The 24690-nt window shown below is 70.7% G+C and carries 17 protein-coding genes and 1 pseudogene; 14 read left to right on the top strand and 4 right to left on the bottom strand.

The window, feature by feature from the left end:
- From A5714_RS27245 to A5714_RS19435, 11 genes and pseudogenes are all read left to right on the top strand, one after another.
- Positions 1-273, top strand: a pseudogene (locus A5714_RS27245) (hypothetical protein); the annotation flags it as partial.
- Complete coding sequence (locus A5714_RS19480) at positions 273-3821, top strand: tubulin-like doman-containing protein (RefSeq protein ID WP_068287951.1); 3549 nt, start codon at positions 273-275, stop codon at positions 3819-3821. The pseudogene A5714_RS27245 and the gene A5714_RS19480, both read left to right, overlap by 1 nt.
- A gap of 2 nt (positions 3822-3823) precedes the next feature.
- Positions 3824-6475, top strand: coding sequence for a hypothetical protein (locus A5714_RS19475; protein WP_068287948.1), 2652 nt, complete (start codon positions 3824-3826; stop codon positions 6473-6475).
- A 1-nt stretch (position 6476) separates the two neighbouring features.
- Positions 6477-8525: a hypothetical protein gene (locus A5714_RS19470; RefSeq protein ID WP_068287945.1), complete on the top strand. Its 2049-nt coding sequence runs from the start codon at positions 6477-6479 to the stop codon at positions 8523-8525.
- Positions 8522-11017: a hypothetical protein gene (locus A5714_RS19465; RefSeq protein ID WP_068287942.1), complete on the top strand. Its 2496-nt coding sequence runs from the start codon at positions 8522-8524 to the stop codon at positions 11015-11017. Before A5714_RS19470 ends, A5714_RS19465 begins: the two co-directional genes overlap by 4 nt.
- Positions 11017-11931, top strand: coding sequence for a hypothetical protein (locus A5714_RS19460; RefSeq protein WP_068287955.1), 915 nt, complete (start codon positions 11017-11019; stop codon positions 11929-11931). Before A5714_RS19465 ends, A5714_RS19460 begins: the two co-directional genes overlap by 1 nt.
- 23 nt (positions 11932-11954) lie before the next feature.
- A complete protein-coding gene (locus A5714_RS19455; RefSeq protein ID WP_068287954.1) occupies positions 11955-13109 on the top strand; it encodes a hypothetical protein in 1155 nt (384 codons plus the stop codon).
- A gap of 15 nt (positions 13110-13124) precedes the next feature.
- Positions 13125-14111, top strand: coding sequence for a sensor domain-containing protein (locus A5714_RS19450; RefSeq protein ID WP_068287939.1), 987 nt, complete (start codon positions 13125-13127; stop codon positions 14109-14111).
- A 13-nt stretch (positions 14112-14124) separates the two neighbouring features.
- Positions 14125-15114, top strand: coding sequence for a sensor domain-containing protein (locus A5714_RS19445; RefSeq protein ID WP_068287936.1), 990 nt, complete (start codon positions 14125-14127; stop codon positions 15112-15114).
- A gap of 3 nt (positions 15115-15117) precedes the next feature.
- Entirely contained in the window at positions 15118-16068 is a 951-nt protein-coding gene (locus A5714_RS19440; RefSeq protein WP_068287933.1) for a sensor domain-containing protein, read from the top strand.
- A 3-nt stretch (positions 16069-16071) separates the two neighbouring features.
- Positions 16072-17076, top strand: a complete 1005-nt coding sequence (locus A5714_RS19435) for a sensor domain-containing protein (RefSeq protein ID WP_068287930.1) — start codon at positions 16072-16074, stop codon at positions 17074-17076.
- A gap of 7 nt (positions 17077-17083) precedes the next feature.
- Here A5714_RS19435 and A5714_RS19430 read toward each other — a convergent pair whose 3' ends face one another.
- Positions 17084-17848 (bottom strand): cutinase family protein, encoded by a 765-nt coding sequence (locus A5714_RS19430; RefSeq protein WP_068287928.1) that lies wholly within the window; start codon positions 17846-17848, stop codon positions 17084-17086.
- 589 nt (positions 17849-18437) lie between these two features.
- Here A5714_RS19430 and A5714_RS19425 point away from each other — a divergent pair.
- Positions 18438-19925 (top strand): NAD(P)/FAD-dependent oxidoreductase, encoded by a 1488-nt coding sequence (locus tag A5714_RS19425; protein WP_068287926.1) that lies wholly within the window; start codon positions 18438-18440, stop codon positions 19923-19925.
- On the opposite strand, the gene A5714_RS19420 is transcribed toward A5714_RS19425, so the two are convergent.
- From A5714_RS19420 to A5714_RS19410, 3 genes are read right to left on the bottom strand one after another with little or no spacing between them, the layout of a single operon-like run.
- Entirely contained in the window at positions 19918-20475 is a 558-nt protein-coding gene (locus A5714_RS19420; RefSeq protein WP_068287920.1) for an ester cyclase, read from the bottom strand. The two genes, A5714_RS19425 and A5714_RS19420, sit on opposite strands and share 8 nt — an antisense overlap.
- A gap of 54 nt (positions 20476-20529) precedes the next feature.
- The gene (locus tag A5714_RS19415) at positions 20530-21840 is read right to left on the bottom strand and encodes a cytochrome P450 (protein ID WP_068287918.1); all 1311 of its coding nucleotides are present in this window, start codon (positions 21838-21840) and stop codon (positions 20530-20532) included.
- A gap of 40 nt (positions 21841-21880) precedes the next feature.
- A complete protein-coding gene (locus tag A5714_RS19410; protein WP_068287916.1) occupies positions 21881-22228 on the bottom strand; it encodes an MmpS family transport accessory protein in 348 nt (115 codons plus the stop codon).
- A gap of 151 nt (positions 22229-22379) precedes the next feature.
- Between A5714_RS19410 and A5714_RS19405 the strand changes: the two genes are divergently transcribed.
- On the top strand, positions 22380-23465 hold the full coding sequence (locus A5714_RS19405; RefSeq protein WP_068287913.1) for a dihydrodipicolinate reductase: 1086 nt from the start codon (positions 22380-22382) through the stop codon (positions 23463-23465).
- Between the two features lie 109 nt (positions 23466-23574).
- The coding region (locus A5714_RS19400; RefSeq protein ID WP_156747398.1) for an Hsp70 family protein at positions 23575-24690 on the top strand (1116 nt) is incomplete at its 3' end.

Genomic DNA, 24690 nt, shown 5'->3' with positions numbered 1-24690 from the left:
CAGCCGCCGTCGGGACGAATTGCGTTGTCGGATAATTCAACCCACGCGGGCCAGCAGTCGCCGCCACCGCCGCCCGGCTTCAACGAGGCGCAGACGCAGGAACGGCCGATACCGCCGATACCCACGCCGCTGCCGCACCACGACGACCACCCAACCGATCCCGGCCGACCGCGCGAGCGTGACCCGGGCGGCGCACTGCCGCCGTCGGAGTCGACGCAACCCGCCTATCGATTCGACCCGGATCCATTCGACCCGTTCGGAGAGGGAGCCTGATGCGACGATTCCTGATAGTGGGGTGTGGCGGTTCCGGGGGTGCGACGCTGTCCCTGATGATGGACCAGCTGCGTTCCGAGCTGCACGCCGCGGGGATCGAAAAGCTGCTCGACGGTTGGCAATTCGTCCACATCGACGTGCCCAGCGCGGCGGAGTCGGGGCCCGAGGGCCTGGCCAACGTCCCCGCGCAGGGCGGCAGCTACGTCGGCTGCGGCCCGCAGGGCAGCAGCTACGCCGTGCTCGACGGTGCGCTCTCGCAGCGGCTGGCGGCGGAGTCGGCGTTGGACACCATCGCCACGTGGGCCCCTCGCAACCCCCAGGAGGTGTCGATCCCGATCTCGGCGGGGGCCGGGCAATACCGGGCGATCGGACGAATGATCACGCTCAGCAAGGCCGCCGAGATCCATGCGCGCCTGCAAGCCGCGTGGGACAGGCTGTTTCGCGTCGAGACCATCTCGGAGATGTCGACCGTCGACGTGCCCGGCATGGGCCGCTTCGATCCCAACGAGCCGCCCCTGGTGCTGGTGGTGTCGTCGATGGCCGGCGGCGCGGGCGCCTCCATGGCGCTCGACGTGTGCCGGCTGCTCACCCTCGTCACCGGCCTGGACCCCCGGCTGATGGGCGTGTTCATGGTGACCCCCGACATCTTCGACTCGCTGCCGCAGAGCGCGATCATCGGCGTGCGAGCCAACGCGCTGGCGATGCTCGGCGAGATCGTGGCCAGCCAGGCCGGCGCCGCCCGCGAGCACGACGTCCGGATCCTGCGGGCGCTGGGCCACCATCACGGTGAGGGGGAACCGATTCCGTTCGCGCGGGTGTTCCCCGTGGGCCGCTACATCGGCGCCGACCGCACGCTGTTCGGTGACGGCTCGCAGTACGCCGTGTACCGCGGCCTGGCCCGCGGGCTGGCCGGCCTGATGATGAGCGGCCGGGCCAGCGACCAATTCGTCGCCTACGACCTGGGCAACACCGCCTCGCCCGTCGGCGACCGCGACCTGCTGGGCTGGGGCATCTCCTCGTGGGACGTCTTGCCCTGGGGCACTTACGGCTTCTCGAGCCTGAGCATGGGCCGTGACCGCTACGCCGAATACGCCGCGCAGCGGCTGGCCCGCAGCTGCGTCGACAAGCTCCTCGAGGGGCACATGCAGAAGGGCAACCCGGCCTCGAGCACCGAGCAACTGGACTCCCTGCTGTCCAGCCAGTGGGCGGTGCTGTGCGGCGAACTGGGTCTGCCGCCCAGCGCCGGTGACGAGCAGACCCGGGTCAGCCAGCTGGGCCGCTGGATCGGCACCCAGGCCTTCGCCGCGGAGACCGTCGCCGCCACGGTCAACGGGCTGATCGACCGGCAGCTGCGCAACCAGCTGCCCAACCCCGAGGGCGTTGCCGCCGAGCAGTGGGTGCCGATGATGCGCCAGGCCGTGCTCAACCGGCGCGCCGAGCTGACCCGGGCGTGCGCGGATGCCGCCTACGCCTTGGCGTTTCAGTGGCACCAGGACTTCGCCGGCCGCCTCGACAAGGTGGTCGGCGCCGCCATCGCAGGGTTGGGCCTGCCGTTCGCCCGCGAGCTGGTCGACCAGCTGCGCCGGCACATCGACGACCACCTGTCCGCCGGCGTGGCGAGCCTGGGCACCATGGGCCCGTCGGACATCGTGGCGATCTCCCCGCAGGTCGACGCCGGGCTGCGGTCGCTGCACGGCGTGATGACCAACGCCGACCAGGTGGTCGCGGCCGTGCTCGACGGGTTCCGCGCGACGGTGCGCCGGCAGTTGTTCGCCGACGCGGCCACCCGGATCGCCGACGTGATGCGGGTGCTGGGCATCGAGTTGCTGGTGCCGCTGCGCGACCGGCTCAGCGAGGCGATGATCCAGCTGGAGCAGGCCCGCTCCGAGCCGCCGACCGACGTCGGGCTGGCCCGCCTGTCCACCGATCAGTACGCCGCCTGGCCCGCCGACGCCGACGAGCTGGTGCCCAGCCGGTTCGCCGAGGCCAACAACGAAGTGCTGCTAATCAATTCGACGGCGTTCAAGGGCCGCTACGAGGCGGACCTGCCGAAGGCGGTGGCCGGGGCCAATGCGATGATCCCGTTGCAGTCGGCCATCGAGGAGGCCACCGTGCGGGTGATCTCGGGGGAGTGGCAGACCACCGGCGGCGTGGCCGCGCCCGGCGGGCTGATCGAGCGGACCGCCACCTGGGTGACCCGGGCGCTGGGCACCGACCCGGAGACCGGCCGCGCGCGGGTCCCGTCGATCGCCCAGTTCGACATCCACACCCGGCCGGTGGAGCTGCTGCGCCGGGCCCGCCTGTACGTCGAGCGGCCCGGGGAGTCCTTCGCCGAGTTCTGCAAGGTGTCGCTGCGCGACTACGTCCAGGGCGCCGGCGCGTCGGAGTCGGAGCTGGTGGGCCGCCGCCGCGACATCGCCACCAAATTTGCCGAGGCGCTGTCCCTGGCGCGGCCGCTGGCCAGCGTCAACGACCAAGCGCTGCAACGGGTTCATCCCGGGCAGCAGACCGAGTACCGCTACAAGTTCTCCGAGATTCCCTTCGCCGGCCAACCCGTCGACAAGGACCTGTTCGAAGTGCTGCGCAACAATCCGCGCATCGACCAGGCGAGCAAGGACAACTACGGGCGTTCGCTGTCCGACGAGGACAGCGTGACCCGCATCGACATCTTCGGGTCCTACCCGAACTATTCGCCGCTGGCGTTCGACTCGGTGCTCAAGCCGGCCGCCCAGCAGTGGGCGCAGACCGCCGGCCCGGGCCGGGGCTCGTTCTGGCGGTTCCGGCGTTCCCGCCCGCTGCCGGCGTCGCTGCCGATGACCGACGAGGAACGCCGCGCCATGACGGCCGGCTGGTTCGTGGGTCAGCTGCTGGGGCGCATCCAGATCCCGGCGTCACCGTTCACCGAGCCGGTGCGCATCTACGACGGGGACAGCGGTCAATGGCTGAACTTCCCCAACCCGCTGCTCACCCCGCCGTCGGCCTTCACCGCGTCCTACGACTGGTTGCCCGCGGTGCTCGAGTCAATCCTGTTGGCCATCGCGCAGTCTCACGAACCGCCGGTGATGCGGTCGCTGCGACCCTACAGCGTGCTGCGGGAACTTTACGATGCGCACTCGCAAGACCCGCGCAGCGGCATCGTCGCGTTGTCCGCGCAGGAACTGTTGCGGGAGTTCCTGCGTACCGGCGCCGGCACGCCGGGCGTGCAGTCGCGGGTGCCCGGGATCGCCGACGCCCCCACCGCCGAGGCGCGGGCCGCCGCGGCGGTCGAATGGCTGACCACCATTCGCGACGTCGCCGCCCAATACCTGCCCGCCGACATGCCGGGCGCGACGCCCGGCGGCGCCTTCACCACGGTGCCGACGCGCACCACCGCGTCGAACACCCCGATCTTCCGCGACCTGGCCCCCGACGTGTACGCCGCCACCGGCGGCCTGATCGACCTGATCCAGCGCGAGGCCGAGGCGCTCGCGGCCGGCGCCGACGCGGCCGGGCGCCCGGTGCACGACGGCGGCGCACCCGTGGTGATTCCCGAGGGCGGGACCTTTTGACCATGGCCGCTCCCGCCGACGCCGCCCTGACCGTCCTCGTGGCGCCCCATCGCCACACCGACGAGTTGATCGGCGTGCTCAACGACTACAGCGCCGCCGGGCTGCTGGGCGCCTTCGTCTGGGTGGACGCGGACGACGCCCGCGGACCGGCCACGACCGCCACGATGGTTCGCGACGGCAGGCCCGAAGTTGTTGTGCTGCAACAGGTTCTGAGTGCCAAGCCGTATCAGCGGGTGCGGGTGGCGGTGCTGGTGCCCCTCGACGCCCCGGCCGAGCAGCGGGCGCCGCTGGCCGCCGAGCAACACGTCGAGCAGGTGGTGCGCAGCACCGCGCGGGGCGCGGGCGTGACGCTGCTGCGGATGCTACTGACCACCGGGCGCGGCGCAGCGAGCCAGTCCGATCTGTCGGTAGTGGTCGAGGGGTGGCACAACCTGCTTGTCGCGCCGGAGGATTCGCCCGCGCCGGGGCTGGGCGCGGTGCCCTGGGGCCAGCTCGCCGAGCCGCTGGATCTGGCCCAGCGCGCCGCGCCGGTGGTGGCGGCGATCGCCGGGCTGTGGGCCGACGTGCAGCAGACGCCCTTCGACAGCGTCGAGATTCTTCCCGGGCAGACCGTGCGAACCGTGCGGGCGTTCTACCGCAGCCTCGACACCGCCGACGTGGAGAAGCGGCTGCGGGCGCGGTTGTTCGACCCGGGCGGTCGGCTGCCGCTGCCGCACGGCGGCCAGGTGCCGGTGCTCTACCTCGAGGACGTGGCCGCGGCCGGCCAGGCGATGGCCCGCGCGCTGTGGACCAAGCATCGCGACGTGCTGCGCGGTGCCCGATTGGGCGACGACGCCGTGCCCACCCAGGCGATCTCCATCTGGGCGGCGCTGAAGATGTTCCTGCGGTTCATGGGCGGCGCGCTGCGCAACGCGCCGTCGGCGTGGCTGTCGGCGGTCAAGGGCTCGGTGTCGGCGGTGCTCGCCTCGACCGTGCAGGGCACCGTCTTCGGCGGGCGGGAGTCGGCGTTCTCGGTGGTCACCAGCAACCAGCCCGCCGACTGGCAGGACCTGGGGCGCAGCGCCGACTCGCTGAACGCGGCCCTCGGCGGACCGGGCGGCGGCGGCCACCTCGCGCAACAGGACCTGAGCCCGCTGTGGACAGACTTCGTCAACGGCGCGCTCACCCTCGCCGACGGCGGGCGCCGCGCCAAGGGACTCGAGCCCATTCACGTAGGTTCCGGCGTCGGGGTTTTGGCGAACGCGGCCGACGTCGTGCCCAGCCGCGCGGACCGGTTCACCGCGATCCCGACGTCGCTCGCCGCGGTCATCGGGGTCAGCGAGCTGGAGCCGGCCGACGTGCTCGGCGTCGCAGATCTGCGGCAGCGGCTGCAACGCGCCTACTCCGATCCCGCTGCCGGGGTGGAGGCCCGCGGCGCGTCGACCGAGCTGGATCGTTGGCAGCAGCACGCGTCGAGAAGCTACGCCTGGCAGGCGGGTTCGATCCTGGCCGACTTCCTGGGCCGGGCCCGCGCCGAGGTCGCGCAGATCGCCGAGCAGATCCAGCGCGCCGCCGGCGAAATCTCGATCGACGAACGGGTGCGCGCCCGCCAGCAGGCGATCAGCACCATCCTCGCGACCCTGACCTGGGCGACGCTCGGCGTGCTCGTCGTGCTGACCGGCGTCGCCGTCGCCGGATTCGCCGGCTGGACGTTCACGCTGGTCACCGGTGGGGTGCTGCTGGGGCTTTACATCCTGGTCTCGCTGGCGCTGTTCCTGTTCGCCCAGCGTGACCTGTTCACGCTGATGAATCTGCAGAAATCGCAACAGAACCGGCTCGAGCTGATGCACGCGAACCTGCAGAACGCGCTGCAGGACGTGAGCCGGCTGTCCACCGCCTACGGGCAGTTCCTGTCGTGGTGCCGGGCGCTGGGACCGGTGCTGCGCGCGCCGTTCGGCCCGGCCCCCGCGGGACGCCCGACCGCCCCGCTGATCGCCGACGGCCTGCCGCGCTGCGCGCAGATCGGTGTCGCCGACCCCGGTCCCGAACGGGCCGACGACGCGGCCCACGCCATTCAGCGCCGCCTCTATTCGCTGGGTTGGCTGACCAAGCCGTGGCAGGACATGGTCGGCCACGCCGCAGCCCGGCTGCGGGAGGAACCCGAAATGCTCTACCGCATGCCGGGGTTCCGCACGGGCTCCGGCCTGGACCAATGGTCGGAGGCCGTGGCCGCCGGGCACGTCCAGTCCACCGGAGCCGACGCGCTGTGGCAGCGCGTCGAGCAGATGTTCGCCAGCGACGACGGCGTCGGATCCGCGCTGACGGGTGCCGTGCTGGCCCCCGCGGCGGGCCAGCATATTCCGGCTGGCCAGTTCTCGGCCGGGGTCGTCGACCATCGGCCGGGACACGCCGCCCCCTTCGACGGCTCGGTGTTCACCGACGCGGCGATGACTGCGGGCCGCAGCGCGGTGGCCATCGACACCGCGACGCTGACCCGCACCGGGCTGGGATATCGGGCGGCGGTGGTCCAGGCCAGCGACGGCCTGGCGCCCTACGACTTCGCGCTGTTCGAGCTGCCCGTCGCGGCACCGTCGGCCCTCGACACCGACGCCACCTCAGTAATCACCCACACCGACCACCGGGACGTGCCGCCCGGCGGGGATCTAGTGTTCTGAGATGCCCGATCCGCAGCACACCGGCGACGCCGACGACCGCCGCCTCGACGCCCTGATCGCCTGGCGGCAGCGGCTCATCGACGCCGGCAAGGTCTCCAAGGCGGGTTTCAAGGAGACGCACCTGCGGCTGATCCTGCGTTCCGGGCGCACCGACGTCGACCAGATCCGGGCGATGCTGCCCGGGTCGGTCGCCGAGTACGCCCAGGAGTTGGCAGCCGTTCTCGCCGAGGTGGATTCGCACGCCGAGCCCGGCCGGCACCACCGGCCGGCGCCGCTGTCGGCCGTGGAACCCGGCGACCGCGAGTCGACCGCCGTCACCGCGACGGGTGAAACCCCCGCGGCTGCAGACCACTTACAGTTGCAGGCAACCGATTTCGCGGCATACACCTTCGCCGAGCAGGCCGGCCCGGTGGCCGCCGTCACGGTTCGCCCGCGGCGCGGCGCAGAGGGCGACGCCGGCTGCGAGCTGACCTGGCCCGCGTACCCGGCCGCCGGCGCGGTCGTGGTCTACCGACTGGTCAGCCAGGACGACAACGCGCCGTATTCCCCCGACCGGGCCCGCCTGATCGCGGTGACGCCGGGAACCGGTGCGGCCGACGACGCCCCGCACACCGCCGCGGTGCGCTACTACCAGGTGTGGGTCAACGTCGGCCAGACGCAGTCGGAAGCGCTTGCGGCGCAGCCGATCAAGCACGCCGAAGGGGTGCTGGTCAGCCCGGTACGCGACTGCGTGGTCCGCCAGGACAACGGCACCGTGATCGGCAGCTGGACGGTGTACCCCGCGGTCAGCACGGTGTTCGTCTCCCGCGTGCTGGCCGACGAGGCCGGCCGCGAAGGACCGCAGCACCGCATCCTGCTCGACAGGGACAACCGCGCCGGCTTCGTCGACGCCGACGCGGTGCCGGGGCAGCGCTACGTCTACCGCATTCGGGCCGCAGTGCCTGTGGACGGCGTGCTGCGGCTGTCGGCGCCCGTCGACGCCGATGCCGAAATCGCCGCCGTGCTGGCGCCCGTCAGCGACCTCTCGGTGACGGCCGCGGGCTCGTCGGACAGCTTCGAGCTGACGTGGCAACCGCCCGCCGCGGGCGAGGTGGTCATCTATCGCAGCCAGACCGGCCCGGCCGCCGGTGCGGACGTCACGGAACTGCCGGAATCCGCGCTCGAACAGATCGGGCTGACGCCCGAGCTCAGGCTGACCCAGCCCATCACGCAGCGCCTCGATTCCGGTGGGCGGCCGCGGTCGATGATGTCGGGGGTTTCGTGGCCGACGGAGTGGAGCCGCGCCTACTTCACCCCGGTCACCGTGCTAGCCGGGCGGGCGCTGGTGGGCAAGACGGTCGGCTCGGTGCGCACCGGCGTCATCCGCGACGTCGAGCTGGCCGAGTACTGCAACAAGCAGGTTCTAACCTTCGACTGGCCGCAGGGCGCCGCCCTGGTCGTGGTGTACCTGGCGCCCAAGGGCTATGACCCGCGCAACGGCCTGACGGGGACGTCCTACGAGATCACCGTCGAGCAGTACGAGAAGTACGGCGGCCTGCAACTGCCCAACGGCAAGCTGCCGGTGGGCGGCTGCTCGCTGCACCTGGCGCCGGTGGCCTTCTCGGCCGGGCGCCGCGCGATGGGGGCGGTGCGCAGCCTCGAGTATGCGGGTCTGCTGCGGCTGCAATACGCGGTGCGGCTCAACCGCGACCCGCAAGGCTTTCCCTCGCACGCCACCATCTTCATGCGCTCCGAATACGAGGTGCCGGGGTCCCCGGCGTTCGTGTTGATCAACCACCCGGACCGAATTCCTTTGTCGCCCACCGACGGTGAGGCGCTGGACGCCGCACCGCTGGACGCCCAGGGCGGCCTGGCGGCCACGCCGTCGAAGGAGCTGCGCTGGTCCGCGCTGACCACCGCCGGTACCGCAGAGCCCTGGGCCGTGGATCTGCGCGGGCGGCGCGGCTGGATCCGGCTGTTCGTCAACACGCCGTCGGCGGCGCGGCTGCGCACCATCGCGCTGCTGGATCCGCCCGTCTACAACCTGCGGCTGAACCCGGTGGCGCCATGACGGCCCGCTTCGGCCAGCTGGCGTACACGAGCTTCGACCGGCCCGGGGGCGCCGGTGGCTGGCAGGTCAAGCAGACCACCGGCGACCTGACGCCCGACGAGACGCAGCGGCTGGTGTCGGCGGTCAAAACCGTCTTCCCGCTGGTGGAACCGCTTCCGGACTATCCCAGCGAGCAGCAGCTCGACGCGGCGCCGCGCCGGCTCGAGTACCGCCGGTGGGGTGGCCCCGACGCGTCGGCCGCGGGCTACTGGCACACGTCGCCCGCGGGCGCCGACAGCACCGGCCGCCCGGGCAACGTCTTCGCCCACGTGCTGCTGGACCGGGCGCCCGACGCCGCGCCGCGGCTGCGGCCCATCCAGCGGTGGGGCGCCCCCGACTGGTTGCGGCCCTTCGGTTCCGCGGCCGTGGGGCGCGCCGTCCTGCCGGCCGAGCCGCCGGGCGCCGCCGATGCGGTCACGAAGGACAGCATCGTCGCGTTCGCGCTGGACACCGACACCTGGCGGCTGGGCACCCTGCTGGGGCTGCTGGACGCGGTCGCGGCGGCCCTCGACGGCGGCCCGCCCGTCGCCCTGGGCACCCTGTCGGTGCACACGGCCGCGCAGTGGATCGGCCTGGTCAGCTTCCTGATGTCCCCGGGCACCGCCGCGACCCTCAACTTCAGCACATTCGACCGCGCCGACCAGCTCGGCCCCGCCCAGCACGCCATCGCGCATCTGGCCGCGGTGCCCGTCGGTGACCTGGACCGCCTCGCAGACGGTTTCGTCGTCATCGACGAAACCGCGACGCTGTCGCTGGGGGAGTTGGGCGGTGACCCGCACCGCACCGCGGCCGGTCAGGCCATCGAGGTCACCCCGTGGTCGGTGATGGCGCAGGAGGCGCTGCTCGACCCACGCTCGGCGCGCACCGTTCTCGACACCCTCGATCGCTACGCCGCCCAGACCGACGACCGTGGCCTGCACCCCGCCTGGCCGCTGGCCGTCACGATCGCCGCGGACCAGGACTTCGCCGCGGCGCATCCGGAGGCCCGCACGGTGCTGGCCGCCCATTCACCGGCCGGCATCACGCCCGGTTCTGAAGCGGAAACCCTTGTCGACGAATCGCTTTCGGCCCTGGTCGGCGACACCACGGCGGACGCGTGGAAGGCGGCCGAGCAGGACCTGCCCGGCTTCGCCGGTGAGCACGCCGCGTTGACCTATCTGTGCCGGGCGGTCGGCGACGACACCTGGCTGGACCAACTGGGGCCGATCCCGGTGGGCCCACGCACCTATCACGGCCGCCGCGTTCCCGCGCCGGTGTCCGACGCCCTCGGCCCGGCGCTGCAGCGCGCCGGCGCGACGGGCGACCCGCAACGACTGCTCAAGTTGGCGGATCTGTTGCTGCGCAGCGGAATTGACGACGAGCGTCTGGGCCACGCCTTGACGGCACACGTGGCGGGACAATTGGCCGACCCGGCTGCCGGCCCCACGCTGGCGCGACGGCTCGGCCCGCGGGTCGGGCCCGAGGCCCGGATAGCGGCCGCCGCCGCGACCCTGCGCGCCCACGCCGACGGACCGCTGAGCGACGCCGTGCTGGACTGGTTCGCCGACGGATCTGCCATGCCCACCGCCGCCGAGCTGCGCGCCGCGCGGCCCTGGGACGCCGCGTTCACGCGAGCGGCCGTCCGTGGCATGCACGGCGAGCGGACCGCCTCGAGCGGCGGGGCAGACCCCTTCGTGGAGTTGTGGTGGGCGGCGACCACCGCGTCGCCGCGCCGCGATGAGCTTGCCGCCAGCCGGGTTTGGGAACCTGTGCAACTGCTCGCGGTCGGCGGGGCAGCGCTGAGCACCGCGGCGCTGCTGCCCACCTTGCTGGGCGCGCCCGACGGCGAAGCGCTCACCGAGTTGGCCGACGCGGTGGTGACCGCGAACGCCGACGACCTCGCGGTGGCGTGCGCGGCGGTGCGTGTCGTCGGCGCCGCGGAGTGGGTGCAGCGCGGCTACATCACCAGCCACCAGCGGGCGTACGCCAAGCTGTGGGACACGGCCCTGGCCGAGTTCGCCACCAACGGCATCCACGACGACTGCGCGGTGCGCCTGACGGTGCTGTGCGCCCTCGCCGTCATCGCCGGCCAGCCGCGCCCCGCCCGGGTGGGGCCGCTGGCCGCCGACCAGGCTGTGGCCGCCTCGGCCGCCGAGCGGCTGCTGGCCCTGGTCGACGGCGGCGTGATCGCCGCCCCGGACGTGGTGGCGGCCAGCCTGTTACGCGCCGACGCGCCTGGCGACGGCGTGGACGGTGTGGTGGCGGGCGCGGTGACCCGGCTGGTCGACGGAGGGTACGTCGGCGAGGACGCCGAGGAGAGCGTGCTGGCGGCCATGCTGCGCATGGCCGGCACGGGCGCCGACGGGTCCGCGCCGCGCCGCTACCGAAAGGCGGTGCACGCGTTGCTGTCCCGCCGCACCGAGGGCCGGCCGCCTCTGGCCGCGCCACCCGCGCAGATGTGGAGGACTCGCTGATGCCGATCTACGCCCTCACCGCCCGCAATCAACGCGCGAATATCCCCGCGGGTCCGCTGTCCATCACCATCAGCGGCGCGGTGCACGACGCCGCCCTGGACATCCAGGCCGCGCCGGCGCAGCCCGTCGTGCGGTCCAGCCCCCAGCACGTCGTGGTGCCGTCCCTCGCCGGCCCGCTGACGGTCGCGGTCCGGCCGGCGTTCTCCACCCAATTCGGGCCGGGAACCGTCGTGCATCTGGCCATCGCCCACGACATCCCGGGCGAGGCGGACCCCGTCCAGGTGTTGTTCGATCCGGTCGACGTCAGCGGGGACACCACGGTCGTCTTCGCCGAACTGCGCCCGGTCGGCCCCTACATCGAGGTGGTGGTGACCGCGACCGCCGACACGGCCCTGAGCCCCCTGGCCGCAGCCGCGCGCACCTCCGCGCGTCGCCTCATCGGGCGGGACCGCAGGCGGGCCAACGCCGATCTGGTTGTCGCACTCAACAGTTCGGCGTCGATGCGGCCCTGGTTCGCCGACGGCAGCGCGGCCGCGGCCACCGACGTGGTGACGGGGGTGGCCGACGCGCTAGGGTTCCGCGACGTCGCGGCGGTGCTCGTGGGCGCGGACGTCACCAAGGTGTCCGCCGCGGCGACGGGGCTCGCGGACGCGGTGCGCCAGGCGCGGCCTCGCTGGTCGGCGGGCGCACGCTGGTCGCGGCTGCGCGAGGACGTCGCCACCGTGGCGTGTTCGGACTTCCCGACCTCGGGGATACACCAGGGTTTCGCGCTGTTGGCGTTGTCCGATGACCGGCGGGTCAGCGGGCCGCGGTTGCCGGCCCCGCGCCCCGGTCAGGACGCCACCGCGGAGCTGCTGGCGCACGCCCCGGTGCTCGACGAGGTGACGGCCGGGCTCGTGCGGGCGTTGACATGACCGCCCCCGTTGCCCAGGTGACCATGACGAAGTGCCCGCGCTGCTTCGCCATCCTCAACCCCGACCACCACCTATGGACCCTGGCCCCCGCCAGCGGCTCGCCCCGCTACTTCGACGAGGTGGGCTCGGCGTTCCTGGGCGCGCAGGCCGACATCGGGCCGATGTTCCGGTGGGACCGGCCGCCCGGGTTCGCCGGTCCGCCACCGCCGCAACTCGCCGGGCAGGCGCTGCGCGGCCCGGTGTTGGAAATCTGTCCCACCTGCCATTTCACGCTGCCCGAGCGGTGGCGCGACGGGCAGGCTTACTGCATCGCGATGGCCGGCGCCCGCGCCACCGGCAAGAGCCTCTACATCGGCGTCCTGGTTCGGCAGCTCCAATTGCTTTGCGAGCAACTCGGTTTCGCGATGACGCCGGCGACTCGTTCGACGGCCACCGCCTACTCCACGCACTACGAGACGCCGCTGTACGTGCAGCGCGGCCTGATCCCCCCGACGCCGACGATGATGACCCAGACGTCCACCCAGCGTGAGCCGCTGATCTTCAGCCTGGGCATGTGGCACGGCGTGCAGCGCTATTTGGTGCTGCGCGACGTCGCGGGGGAGGACATGGAGTCGGGCAACCTGCATTCGGCACCGTTTCGGTTCTTCAGCAACGCCGAAGCCGTGTTCTTCATGTTCGATCCCCTTCGCGTGCAATCCATTCGGGACCAACTGCAAGACCTGCTGCCGCCGCAGACCGTCAGCGGCGGTGACCCGCGTGACGTGCTGAACAACGTGATGATGGCCATCGGTGGCGGCGAGCCACGCCTGGCCGTCATCTTGTCGAAGTTCGACGCCCTGCGCGCGTTGCGTGACGTCGACGGGTCCGAGTGGAGCATGGTCATGTCCAACGCGGGGGCCGCCTACCTGCGTGACCCGTCCGACTCGGTCCTCTACGACGACAACGACGGGCAGCTGCTGCACGAGGAGGTGCGCAGCCTGCTCACCCGGCTCAACGCCGGGTCCATCATCGCCGCGGTCGAAAACCCTTCGACGCCAAGGCGCTTGCGGCACCGGTTCTTCGTCGTGTCGGCTCTGGGGCAGCCGCCCAGCGGCCAGCGGCTGCACGCGCGGGGCATCGCACCGTTCCGGTGTGTCGACCCGGTCCGTTGGGTCACGTCCAGTTTCGGCGTCCTGTAGCGCGGGGTTGAGCGCATGAGCCATCCATTCGGTCCGAACCCGTTCCAGACGGGACCCGCTCCGGGGTTGCCGCCGCAACCACCTCCGGCGCCGCCGCGCGAGGAGGTCAACGCGCTGGCGACGCTGTCGGTGATCTTCGCGTTCGTGTTCGCCCCCGCCGGTGCGTTGTTCGGACACCTCGGGCTCGCGCAGGTCCGGCGGACCGGGCAGCGGGGCCGCGACCGCGCCCTGGTGGGAGTGACGCTGTCCTACGTCGTGCTCACGGCCGCGGTGGTCGCCCTGGTCGTCGGCTCGGTCCTGCCCGACGCGCCGCCCGCCCGCACCGCCGCCCCGGCCACCACGACCGCCGCGCCATCCACCACCACCGCGACCACGACCGCCGCCGCGCCGCCACCGCCTCCTGCCGTGGCGCCGGCCGATCTCGAGGGACTGTTGCCCAGCCTCGACGACGTCAGAAACATCGCCGGTGACCAGAACCTGAAGGGCGACGACCCGGTGCGCCAGCTCGCGCCGCTGAATTCCAAAGACGCCGGCTACGATCCGCCCGACTGCGCCGTCACCGTTGCCGTCGGCGTCGGCGAGGTGTACACGGTCCAACCCGTTCAGGGCATCTTCATGACCGGCTACTTCGACCTGCAAAACGCCGGCAACCCACGCGGTTCGGTCCAGTCGGTCGCCGCGCTCGCGGACGCGGCGGCGGCGCGCACCCAACTGACCAACCTGCAGTCGACCTGGGCGCGGTGCGCCGGCGCTGGCCTCAAACTCACCTATCCGGACACGCACCGCACGGTCGGATTTGCGGTCGATCCGCCCGCTGATTCCGGGGGCGGCGTCGTCACCATGGAGGTCCGCACCCAGGGGCAGCCGGTGCGATTCGTCCTCGCGATGGCCGCCAAGGACAACGTGTTCGTCGAAGTGCGCGCGAGCGCCACCGCGTCCGAACGGGCACACCGGGCCGCCCTGGACGTGGTCAATTACGTGCTCGGCAAGATCCCGGGCTGATGAGGACCGCACGATGAGCAATCCGCAGCAACCGTACGGCCCCAACCCGTACGGTGGTGGCCACCAATTCGGTGGATTTCCCGGCGCCCCTCCGGTTTTCACCGCACCCCCGCCGATGCGCCCGCGCGCCAACACCTTTGCGACCCTGTCGGTGGTGTTCGCGTTCGTCTTCGCCCCCGTCGGAGCCTTGTTCGGTCACCTCGGGCTCCGGCAGATCCGGCGCACCGGTCAGGCCGGCCGCGACCGCGCCATCGTCGGGTTGATCCTTTCCTACGCGGTGATCACCCTGGCCGTGGTGGCCTTGATCGCATGGCTCACCCGGCCCGACGACAACCCGGTTCGGACGGCCGCACCCAGCACCACGACGGCCCCGGCCACGACCGGCGCGACGGCGCGCATGGTGACGCCGAGCGGGCTGCCGGGCCTGCTGCCCAGCCTGGCCGACGTCGAAAGGTTCGTCGACGACCCGGCTTTGGTGGCGTTGCCGCCGAGCTATCAGCTGGCCCCGGCCTCCGACAGCTCCGCCGTCGACCGGCCCGAATGCTGGCCGGTGATGGGCGGCGGCGCCCCGGACACCGACATGCAAGCGCTGATCGGCTACTACGAGCAGGTGTTGAAGGACGCCAGCAACGCCCCCGCCATCCGCGAGGCCGGACAGTCGCTGATGGCTTTCCGCGACGCGGTGGGGGCGCAACGCCAGTACGCGAACCTGGTGTCGATCTGGCGGCGGTGTGGGGGATCGACGATGAACATCCTGCCGCCGCCCGGCAAGCAGGACAAGCCGGTTCTCGTGTCGATGAGCGTGCCCGCCGACGCCGGAAACGGCATCACCACCATGGTGCTCACGGCCCAAGGCCCGCTGATGCGCTCGCGCAACGACCGCGCGATCGCCGTCAAGGGCAACGTGGTCGCCGACATCAACGTCGTCCTGGTCGACACCGACCGTGGCCAGCAAGCGGTGCTCGACATCGTCAACGCCATCCTCGGCAAGATCCCGGGCTGAGAGATGTCAAACCCGTTCGGCGGCAACCCCTTCAACGCGGGCCCTTTTCCGCCGCCGCAGCAGGCCGCTGCGCCGCCGGCCCCGTCGCGCGACGAGGTCAACGTGTTGGCGACGCTGTCGGTGATCTTCGCGTTCGTGTTCGCCCCCGCGGGAGCGCTTTTCGGGCACCTGGGGTTGGTGCAGATCCGTCGGACCGGGGAGAGGGGCCGCGACCGGGCGTTGATCGGCACCACCCTGTCCTATGTGTTCATCACTGTCGCGGTGGTGGCGCTGATCGTGGAAGCCACGCTGCCCCGGACCACGCCGGCGGCGGCGCCGACGACGCCACCGACGCCCACGACGACGACCGCCGTGGTCGTGGCGGACCTCGACGGCCTGCTGCCCAGCCTCGACGACGTCAAGACGATGACCGGCGACGACGCGATAAGCGGTGCCGCGTCATATCACCGACCGACCATCACTGTGCCGCGGGCGATCATCGACCGACCGGACTGTTGGGGTGCCGTTAGTTCAGGTGACCCGACGGTGTACGCCAGTCCCCTCCTCGGATTCTCCGAGTCCGATTTCAAGGACACATCGCCCAACTCTCAATTGCAGTGGTCCGTCGGTGAAGGGGTCGCCGCGTACGCCGGCAATGACGCGGCGCATACACAGCTGGCGAATGTCACCGCCATTTGGCGGCGGTGTGGGGGTGCCACGACGCAGGAGACCTGGCCGGGCAATGTGCAGGACACCGTAACCATCGGATCCCCCAGCGATGCGGTCAACGGCATTTCGACCATCACGATGAAACAAGCGGCGCCCGGGCGGATCTCGGCGTTCGGCGTCCACGCGATCGCGCAGAAATCCAACGTGGTCGCCGACGTGTTCGCATTCACCAACTCCTCCGAAGACAACGCCCACCGGACCGCCCTGGCGGTTGTCAACGCCATCCTCGGCAAGATTCCGGGCTGAGAGATGTCAAACCCGTTCGGCGGCAACCCCTTCAACGCGGGCCCTTTTCCGCCGCCGCAGCAGGCCGCTGCGCCGCCGGCCCCGTCGCGCGACGAGGTCAACGTGTTGGCGACGCTGTCGGTGATCTTCGCGTTCGTGTTCGCCCCCGCGGGAGCGCTTTTCGGGCACCTGGGGTTGGTGCAGATCCGTCGGACCGGACAGAGGGGCCGCGACCGGGCGTTGATCGGCACCACCCTGTCCTATGTGTTCATCACTGTCGCGGTGGTGGCGCTGATCGTGGAAGCCACGCTGCCCCGGACCACGCCGGCGGCGGCGCCGACGCCCACGACGACGACCGCCACCACGACGACGACCGCCACCACGACGACGACCGCCACCACGACGACGACTACGGCGCCGCCGCCTGCGGTGGCCCCCGCCGACCTGGACGGTTTGCTGCCCAGCGTCGAGGACGTCGAAAACACCACGGGCGACCGCACGATGACCACCAGGCGGACGCTGCACCAACCCACCGCCGACGACCCGCGAGGCCAACTAGAGCGGCCGGAATGCTGGCCCGTCGAGGAGTCCAGCGCGCCCGAGGGATACGACGGATCGGGATTCACCGGGTTCTCCGCCCGGGAAATTGTGGACAGCCACGACGTCTATCACCAGTGGAACACCGGTGCGGGCGTCGCGGCGTATCGGGACGCCACCGCGGCTCAGGCGCAGCTGGCCAAGCTGCAGTCGGCCTTCCGTCAATGCGGCGGCTCGACTATCAAGGCGACCTGGCCCAACGGCAAGACCTGGCCGATGACCATCACCTCACCCGCTGATGCCGGCAACGGCATCAGCACCGTGCAACTGCTGGCGCAGACAACCGTGCCGATCTCCTGCACCCACGCCGTCGCCGCCAAGCTCAACGTGGTCGTCGACGTCCTCACCTGCTCCACCACGCCGACCGCCGCCGAGAGTCAGCAAGCCACCGTGTCGCTCACCAACTCCATCCTCGGCAAGATGCCCGCCTAGCGGCCGGTCAGCCCCCGAAGCCGCTGCCGGCCGGGGCCGCGACCGGCGCCGGCGGCGGCGGACCGCCCAGGCCGAGGTGGCTGGAGGCGAAGGCCACGCCCTTGTCGATCATCGAGCCGTCGTCGACATAGCTGTTGTGCGCCGAGAAGTTGAGCCCGTCGGAGCACACCGGGTCGTCGGTGGCGCACACCTTGACGGTCTTAGCGTCGAACATCGGGCCGATGACGACCGGCGGCTCGTTGAGGAAGTTCATCGCCCGCACGTTCGGCATGCCGAACAGCACGACGGACGAAATGTGGCTGGCCACCGCGGGATCCAGCGGCTTCGGCACGGTCGCCGGGTCGACGCCGTCGGGGACGGCCGCCGAGGTCACGAAGCCCATCACGGCCGCGCCCTGCGAGTAGCCGCCGAGCACCATCTGGGAGTTGGGGCAGTCGTGCGCCATCGACACCACGTGCGCACCCGCGTCCCGAACGCCGTCCACCCCAGTTGCCCACTGATCACTGGCGGGATAGTTCACCGGATAGACGTCAAAGGACCTGTTGCCGACGCGTTGATGCAGCGCGTCGACGAACGCCTGGCCGGTCGGCCCAACGCCGGGCGCCTCACCGGTGCCCCGGGCGAACACCACCTGGATGTCCGGACACTGGGCGGATGCGGAGGGGAGAGCAGAGCCGACCAGGACGGACGCGCCGACGGCGGACACTGCGGCTGCTGCGGGTACAAGGGAACGAATGACGTGACGTGCGACCATGCCGGACAACTTGCCCATGCCGACCCCTCTCAAACTCTGAATTCTGCGACCGTTCCTTGGAGTTTCCTGTAACTGGCGTTACGCGCCGCGCCACCGTGTGATCGCGCTCGTCGCGCCGCGCATCGGCGTGCTCGCGTCGTTGGGTCACGCACCGAAATCCGCCTGTAGCTGTCGTTTGGTCCCGAACTTTTAGGGTACCGAACCGACTCTAATGGGGTCCGACACACCGGCCTGAAGTGGGCGACGACATAGCCACGCGCGAGACGGGCTTCGCTGCGATGACGGCGACGCCGGGCGCGGGGGGCCTCGAGAAGTGGTCGCCCGCAGGCAATGCGCGTGCTAAGTCCACCGCCTGGTAGGGATACTCCTGCTCGCCCCGCGGATGCGGCAGGTCATGCCAGATCGCCGCCGACCAGGCATGACGGGTTTCTGGCGGCGTCTACCCGCGGCTGCACCACCAGGTCACGGTTGGGCTGTCACGAAGGTCACATGCGGGCAAAGCCCGGCTGCGTCGGCGTGCATGCGCTATTAGAGTTGCGTATCTTAGAGAAAGTTTATGTACTCGCCAGTAGAAACCACTGAGAAAAGCGTAAGCACGGAGCAGGCAGTGAATACGAACCGTTTCGACGCCATCATCGTAGGTGCGGGCTTCGGCGGCATCGGCGCCGCGATCCAGCTCAAGCGTCTCGGGTACGACAACTTCCTCATCCTTGAGCGCGAGGACGACCTGGGCGGCACTTGGCACGTCAATCACTACCCGGGCATCGCCGTCGACATTCCGTCGACCACCTACTCCTACTGGTTCGAGCCGAACCCCACCTGGTCGCGGCTGTTCGCGCCCGGCGCTGAGGTCAAGCAGTACGCCAAGGACGTCGCGGAGAAATACGACGTGCGCCGCCACATGCGTTTCAACACGACGGTGGAAGGCGCGCAGTGGGACGAGGACGCCGAGGTGTGGCGGGTGGCGCTCGCCGGCGGCGACACGTTGACCACCCGCTTCCTGATCACCGCGACGGGATTCCTCTCGCAGCCGCGCCTGCCCGACATCCCGGGGATCGCCGGCTTCGAGGGCAAGATCGTCCACACCACCGCCTGGGACCACGACTACGACTACGCGGGGCGGCGCATCGCCGTGATCGGGACCGGCGCCTCGGCGGTCCAACTGATCCCCGAACTGGCCAAACAGGCCGGGGACCTGACCGTCTACCAGCGCACCGCCACCCACGTGATGCCGAAGCCGGACTTCGAGTTCCCGGAGGCGGTGCGCCGCCTGTTCGGGCGGCTGCCGGTGGCGCAGCGGGCGTTGCGGTGGGTGACCGACGTGATCCTGGAGATCATCATGGTCGTCGGGGCGCTGCACCACCGGGAGACCCGCGGTCGCGGGAACATCTCGGCCGCCGACCTGGCCAAGATCAACCGGTTCCGGTGGCTGCGCAATAAGGAACTGCGGGCCAAGTTCACCCCGGACTACGACTGTGGCTGCAAGCGGCCGACGCTGTCCAACACGTTTTATCCCGCGTTCACCAAGCCCCACGTGCACCTGGAGACCACCTCGATCGAACGGATCGAGCCCGACGGGATCGTCACCGTCGACGGCCGCAAGACCGTCATCGACACCCTGGTGCTGGCGACGGGCTTCGACCTGTGGGAGGCCAACTTCCCGGCCATCGAGGTGGTGGGCCGCAAGGGCCGCAACCTCGGCAAGTGGTGGCGCGAGACCAGATTCCAGGCCTACCAGGGCGTGTCGGTGCCGTACTTCCCGAACTACCTGGGTCTGGCCAGCCCGTTCGCCTTCTCGGGCCTGTCGTTCTTCCACACCATCGAATACCAGATGCGGCACATGAACCGTCTGCTCGGTGAGCTCAAACGCAGGGGCGCAACCACTTTCGAGGTGACCGAGGAAGCCAACGCCCGGTTCCTCGACCGGGTGACCAAGCTGCTCGACAACACGGTGTTCTACTCGGGCAACTGCGCGACGTCACGGTCCTACTACTTCAGCCCCAGCGGCGAGGCCTCGCTGCTGCGGCCGACGACGACGCTGAACTCGGTACGCGAAGCCGACAGCTTCCCGCTTACCGACTACTCGTTCAGCTAGCGGCCCCCGGCGTCGGCGCGATCAGCGCCGGGTCCGGCTTCTCCGAGGACATCGACAAAAATCCCCGCGCGCAGCGGGCGGCCAGCCACCAATTCGCCGGTCGCTTGAAGTCCAGCCCGCCGAGCAGCTGCTTGATCATGGTCAACGTGTCGAAGTAAATCCGCTCGCAGACAAGCGTTTCGGTGGCGTCGAACACGAAGTAGGCGGTCATGCGGACCCGGAACCGGCTGCCGGTCGGCGGCACCTTGCCCAGGTAACCCAAATGCGTGCCCATCAGGAAGAACTCGACGATGACCGCGTCGGCGCTGTGCCGCAGCGCGATGATCTCGTGATCCTGGTCGGGAAAGGCGGTGCGCGTGTACGCGTAGTAGTCGCGCACGGCCGCGTCACCGTCGTGGACGAGGAGCTGCGGGATCAGCTCGTAGCGCGGATGCGGGAAGGTCGCCAGGACGTCGTCCCAGTCCTGGCGAACCTCGTCGTGAAAGTGGTCGAGCACCAGCTTCTCCCGGGCGGCGAGCACCTCGGGAGCGGGAAAGGCGGGGACGGTCACGGGGGACAGAGTAAGCCCGGTTGCCCAGCGCGAACCACGTGTGGCGGATAACCGCTACCGGCGCGGCGGGGTCCAGGCCACCGGCAGGCTCTTGATGCCGTGAATGAACTGGGACAGCAGCCGCGCCGGCTCGGCGGTGGCGACCAGGTCGGGGATCTCGTGATGCAGTTCGTCGAAGACCACCCGGATCTCGCGGCGGGCCAGGTTCGCGCCCAGGCAGAAATGCGCGCCTCCGCCGCCGAATCCCAAGTGCGGGTTGGGGGTTCGGGCCACGTCGAAGAGCCACGGATTGGCGAACTTCGATTCGTCGCGGTTGGCCGAGTTGTACCACAACGCGACCTTGTCACCGGCCTTCATCTTGGTGCCGCTGAGCTTGACGTCGCGGGTCAGGGTGCGCCGCATGTAGACGACCGGGGAGGCCCACCGCACGATCTCCTCGACCGCCGTCGGTGTCAACCGCTCGAAGTCCGACCACCACTTGTCGCGTTCGGCGGGGTAGCGGGACAGGGCCAGCACCCCGTGGCTGATCGCGTTGCGGGTGGTCTCGTTGCCGGCCACCACCAGCAGGATGAAAAACGACGCGATCTCCGACGACGACAGCCGCTCGCCGTCGACCTCGGCCTCCACCAGGCTGGTCGTCAGGTCGTCGTGGTGATTGACGCGCCGGTCCTCGGCCAGCGCATTGGCGTACGCGCCGATGTCCATCGCGACCTGAAGAAACTCCTCGAAGTCCGTCGCCAGGTCGGGGTCACCGAAGCCCAGGATCACGTTGGTCCAGTGGAAGATGCGCTGGTGGTCTTCCTCGGGGATCCCCATCATGTCGCAGATCACCTGCAGCGGCAGGGGACCGGCCAATTCGCTGACCAGGTCGGCCGTCCCGTCGGGGTGGTTGGCGATGAGCGAGGCGACCAGCCGGCGCGCCCGCTCCCGCACCGACGCCTCGATGCGCGCCACCACCTTAGGGGTGAACGCGCGGCTGACGATCGAGCGCAACCGCTGGTGGCGCGGATCGTCGAGCACGATCATCGAGCCGAAGTACTCGGCGATCTCGGGGTTGTTGTCCGGGATGGTGATGTTCGGGCTGGAGGAGAAGACCTCCGGATGGCGGCTGGCGTAATGCACGTCGTCGTGGGTGGTCAAAGCCCAATAACCCTGGCCACTCTCGAATCCCTCGACCTCGATCGCGGGCCAGAACGAGATGGGCGCCTCGCGCCGCAGGGTGGCGAAGGCGCCGTCACGGACGTCGTCGTCCAGGCTCCAGAAATCCAGCGACTCGAAGTGGATGTCGCCGAGCGGGACCGGCGGCGGGGGCGTCCCGTTCTCGCGTGACGCCAGCCCGCTGCGCGGGCCTATCTTGAGGCTCATTCGGACCCTCCTTCGTCTCTGGGGACGCGGGATTCGGTGGTCAGTGCGTGCAGACGGTCCGCGCGGGGCTGCCCGCGGTCGCCGTGGCGTTGGCCACCACGTTGCCGTCGACGAAGATCTTGCAGGAGATGGGGCCGGGCCCCTGCGCGCTGATGGTCAGCACCTGCCCGCCGAACCCGGTGAACTCCGTGGACCAGGGCAGCGGCGCGTTCACCTCGTGCAGCTGTCCCGCGTCGGTTTGGTAGTAGATGAATTCCGCGGCGGCGGGCCCGCTCACCTCGTAGCGGATCGTGGGCATCTGGGGAAGGGCCTGGGCCGCGCCGCAGGCGTTGGCGAACCCGACGCCGACGGCGAACAGCAGCGCGGGCCGCACGAGACGCTTCGTCATGGCTTCATCGTTACACCCCCCGGGACCGCGCGGAAGCGCTTTGCGCGATGCCGGTCCAGCAGTGCGCGCCGCCCGCCCTTTCTACCGTTCGGCCTCCCGCTTACTGTGAAGCCGAGCGGGGGCTGGGGATCCGGAAGGTGGTTTGACCGAGATGGCGGAACACGGCTCGAAGCGCGTGGTGGTCTGGGGCACCGGGTTCGTCGGCAAGATGGTGATCGCGGAGATCGTCAAGCATCCGGTGTTCGAGTTGGTCGGCGTCGGCGTCAGCAACCCGGACAAGGTCGGCCGCGACGTCGGCGACATCTGCGGGCTGGCCGAGCCGATCGGGATCGCCGCCACCGACGACGTCGACACGCTGATCGCGCTGCGGCCCGACGCCTTGGTGCACTACGGCCCCACCGCCATGCACGCCGACGACAACATCGCCCTCATCACCCGCTTCCTGCGGGCCGGCATCGACGTCTGCTCGACCGCGATGACCCCGTGGGTGTGGCCCACCATGCACCTCAACCCGCCGAACTGGATCCGGCCGATCACCGAGGCCTGTGAGCTGGGGGAGTCGTCCTGCTTCACCACGGGCATCGACCCCGGCTTCGCCAACGACCTGTTCCCGATGACGCTGATGGGCGTGTGCTCGGAGGTGCGCCGGGTCCGGGCGTCCGAACTGCTGGACTACACCAACTACGAGGGCGACTACGAGGTCGAGATGGGCATCGGCCGCGAGCCGGAGTTCAGCCCGATGCTGGAAAACCGTGACGTGCTGATCTTCGCGTGGGGCGCCACGGTGCCGATGATCGCCCATGCGGCCGGCATCATGCTCGACGAGATCACCACCACCTGGGACAAGTGGGTCACGCCCACCGAGCGGACCTCCGCGCGCGGCGTCATCAAACCCGGCCACGTCGCCGCGGTACGGTTCACCATCAACGGGGTCTACAAAGGGCAGACGCGCATCCAGCTCGAGCACGTCAACCGGATCGGGCGCGACGCCGCACCCGACTGGCCGTCCGGGCACGACGACGACGTCTATCGTGTCGAAATCGACGGCACGCCAAGCGTTTTCCAGGAGACGGCGTTCCGGTTCACCGACGGCTCCGGCCGCGACGCCGCCGCCGCCGGATGCCTGGCGACGGGGATTCGGGCCCTTAACGCGGTGCCGGCGGTCAACGAGTTGCGGCCCGGCTGGGTCACCCCGCTCGACCTCCCGCTGATCGCGGGGGCCGGCAGTATCCGCTGACCTCGCACAGCGCGCACCTAGGTTGCGCTGACGCGCGATACAGGATTTACCGGCACAATAACGGCTAGCTTGGTGTGGGCGCGTGCTGGCGAAGACGGGGATGAAGCTGATGGTCGATGCAGGGGGGCCCGCGCTGGGCCTGTCGATTGGTGCCACCACCTTGGCGGCGACCACCGCGGACAACGCCCTCACCCGCAAACCCGTCCTGACGCTCTACGGCGACCGCGCCGCCGAGGTCGGCGTCCCCGCGGAGAACCCCCGGCTCGGCCGCCCGGGCCTGGTCATCGGCGGCTTTGTCAACCGCGTCGGCGACCCCCGGGGTGTCGTCGCCAGCGACGGCTCGGTGCACCGCAGCGAGGCGCTGCTGGCCGACGCGCTGCGGGCGCTGGCCTACGCCGCCACGAGGGGCCGGCCCCTGCCCGAGAAAGTGGCGGTCAGCTATCCCGCGCACTGGACCTCCGCGGCGGTCGACGCGCTGGGCACCGCGCTCGGCGAGGTGCCGGAATGGTCGAACCGCCCGCGACCGCTGCTGCTGATCCCCGACGCCGCGGCGGCGCTGCTGGCGGTGCGGACCAACCCGGGCCTGCCCGCCGAGGGAACGGTGGTGGTGTGCGACTTCGGCGGCACGGGCACCAACATCACGCTGATGGGCGCCGGGGGCGACTTCCAGGCCGTGGCGCCGACCGTGCGGTTCGCCGAGTTCTCCGGTGACCTGATCGACCAGGCGCTGCTGAGCGTCGTCGTCGCCAACATGCCCAGCACTGGCTCGTTCGAGGCGTCCGGATCTGCGGCCATCGGGTCGCTGAGCCGGCTGCGGGCGGGCTGCCGAAGCGCCAAGGAGCGGCTGTCGATCAGCACCGCCACCGGCGTGACCGACGGGTTGACGGGAACCCGTGACGACACCCGGCTCACCCGCGCCGAGCTCGACGACGCCATTCGCCCGGCGTTGCAGCGCTGTCTCGCCGTCCTGGACGACACGTTGGCGCGCAACGACATTCGAGACCTCGTGGCGGTGGTCTCGGTGGGCGGCGGGGCGAACCTGCCCACCGTCACCACCGCGCTCGCGCGGCACTTCCGCGTTCCCGTCGTCACCACGCCGCGCCCGCAACTGACCGCCGCCGTCGGCGCGGCGCTGCGGGTGGCCAACCGTGCCGGCACCCCGGGCGCGGCGCCGGCCACGCTCGCGGCGGCCGAGGACGACACCGCCGGTTTCGCCACGCTGCTC

It is taken from the genome of Mycobacterium sp. E2462 (assembly GCF_001672685.1).
Lineage (GTDB): Bacteria > Actinomycetota > Actinomycetes > Mycobacteriales > Mycobacteriaceae > Mycobacterium.
Note: the sequence above shows the minus strand (reverse complement) of the source record. Positions and strands in the feature narration are given on the sequence as shown.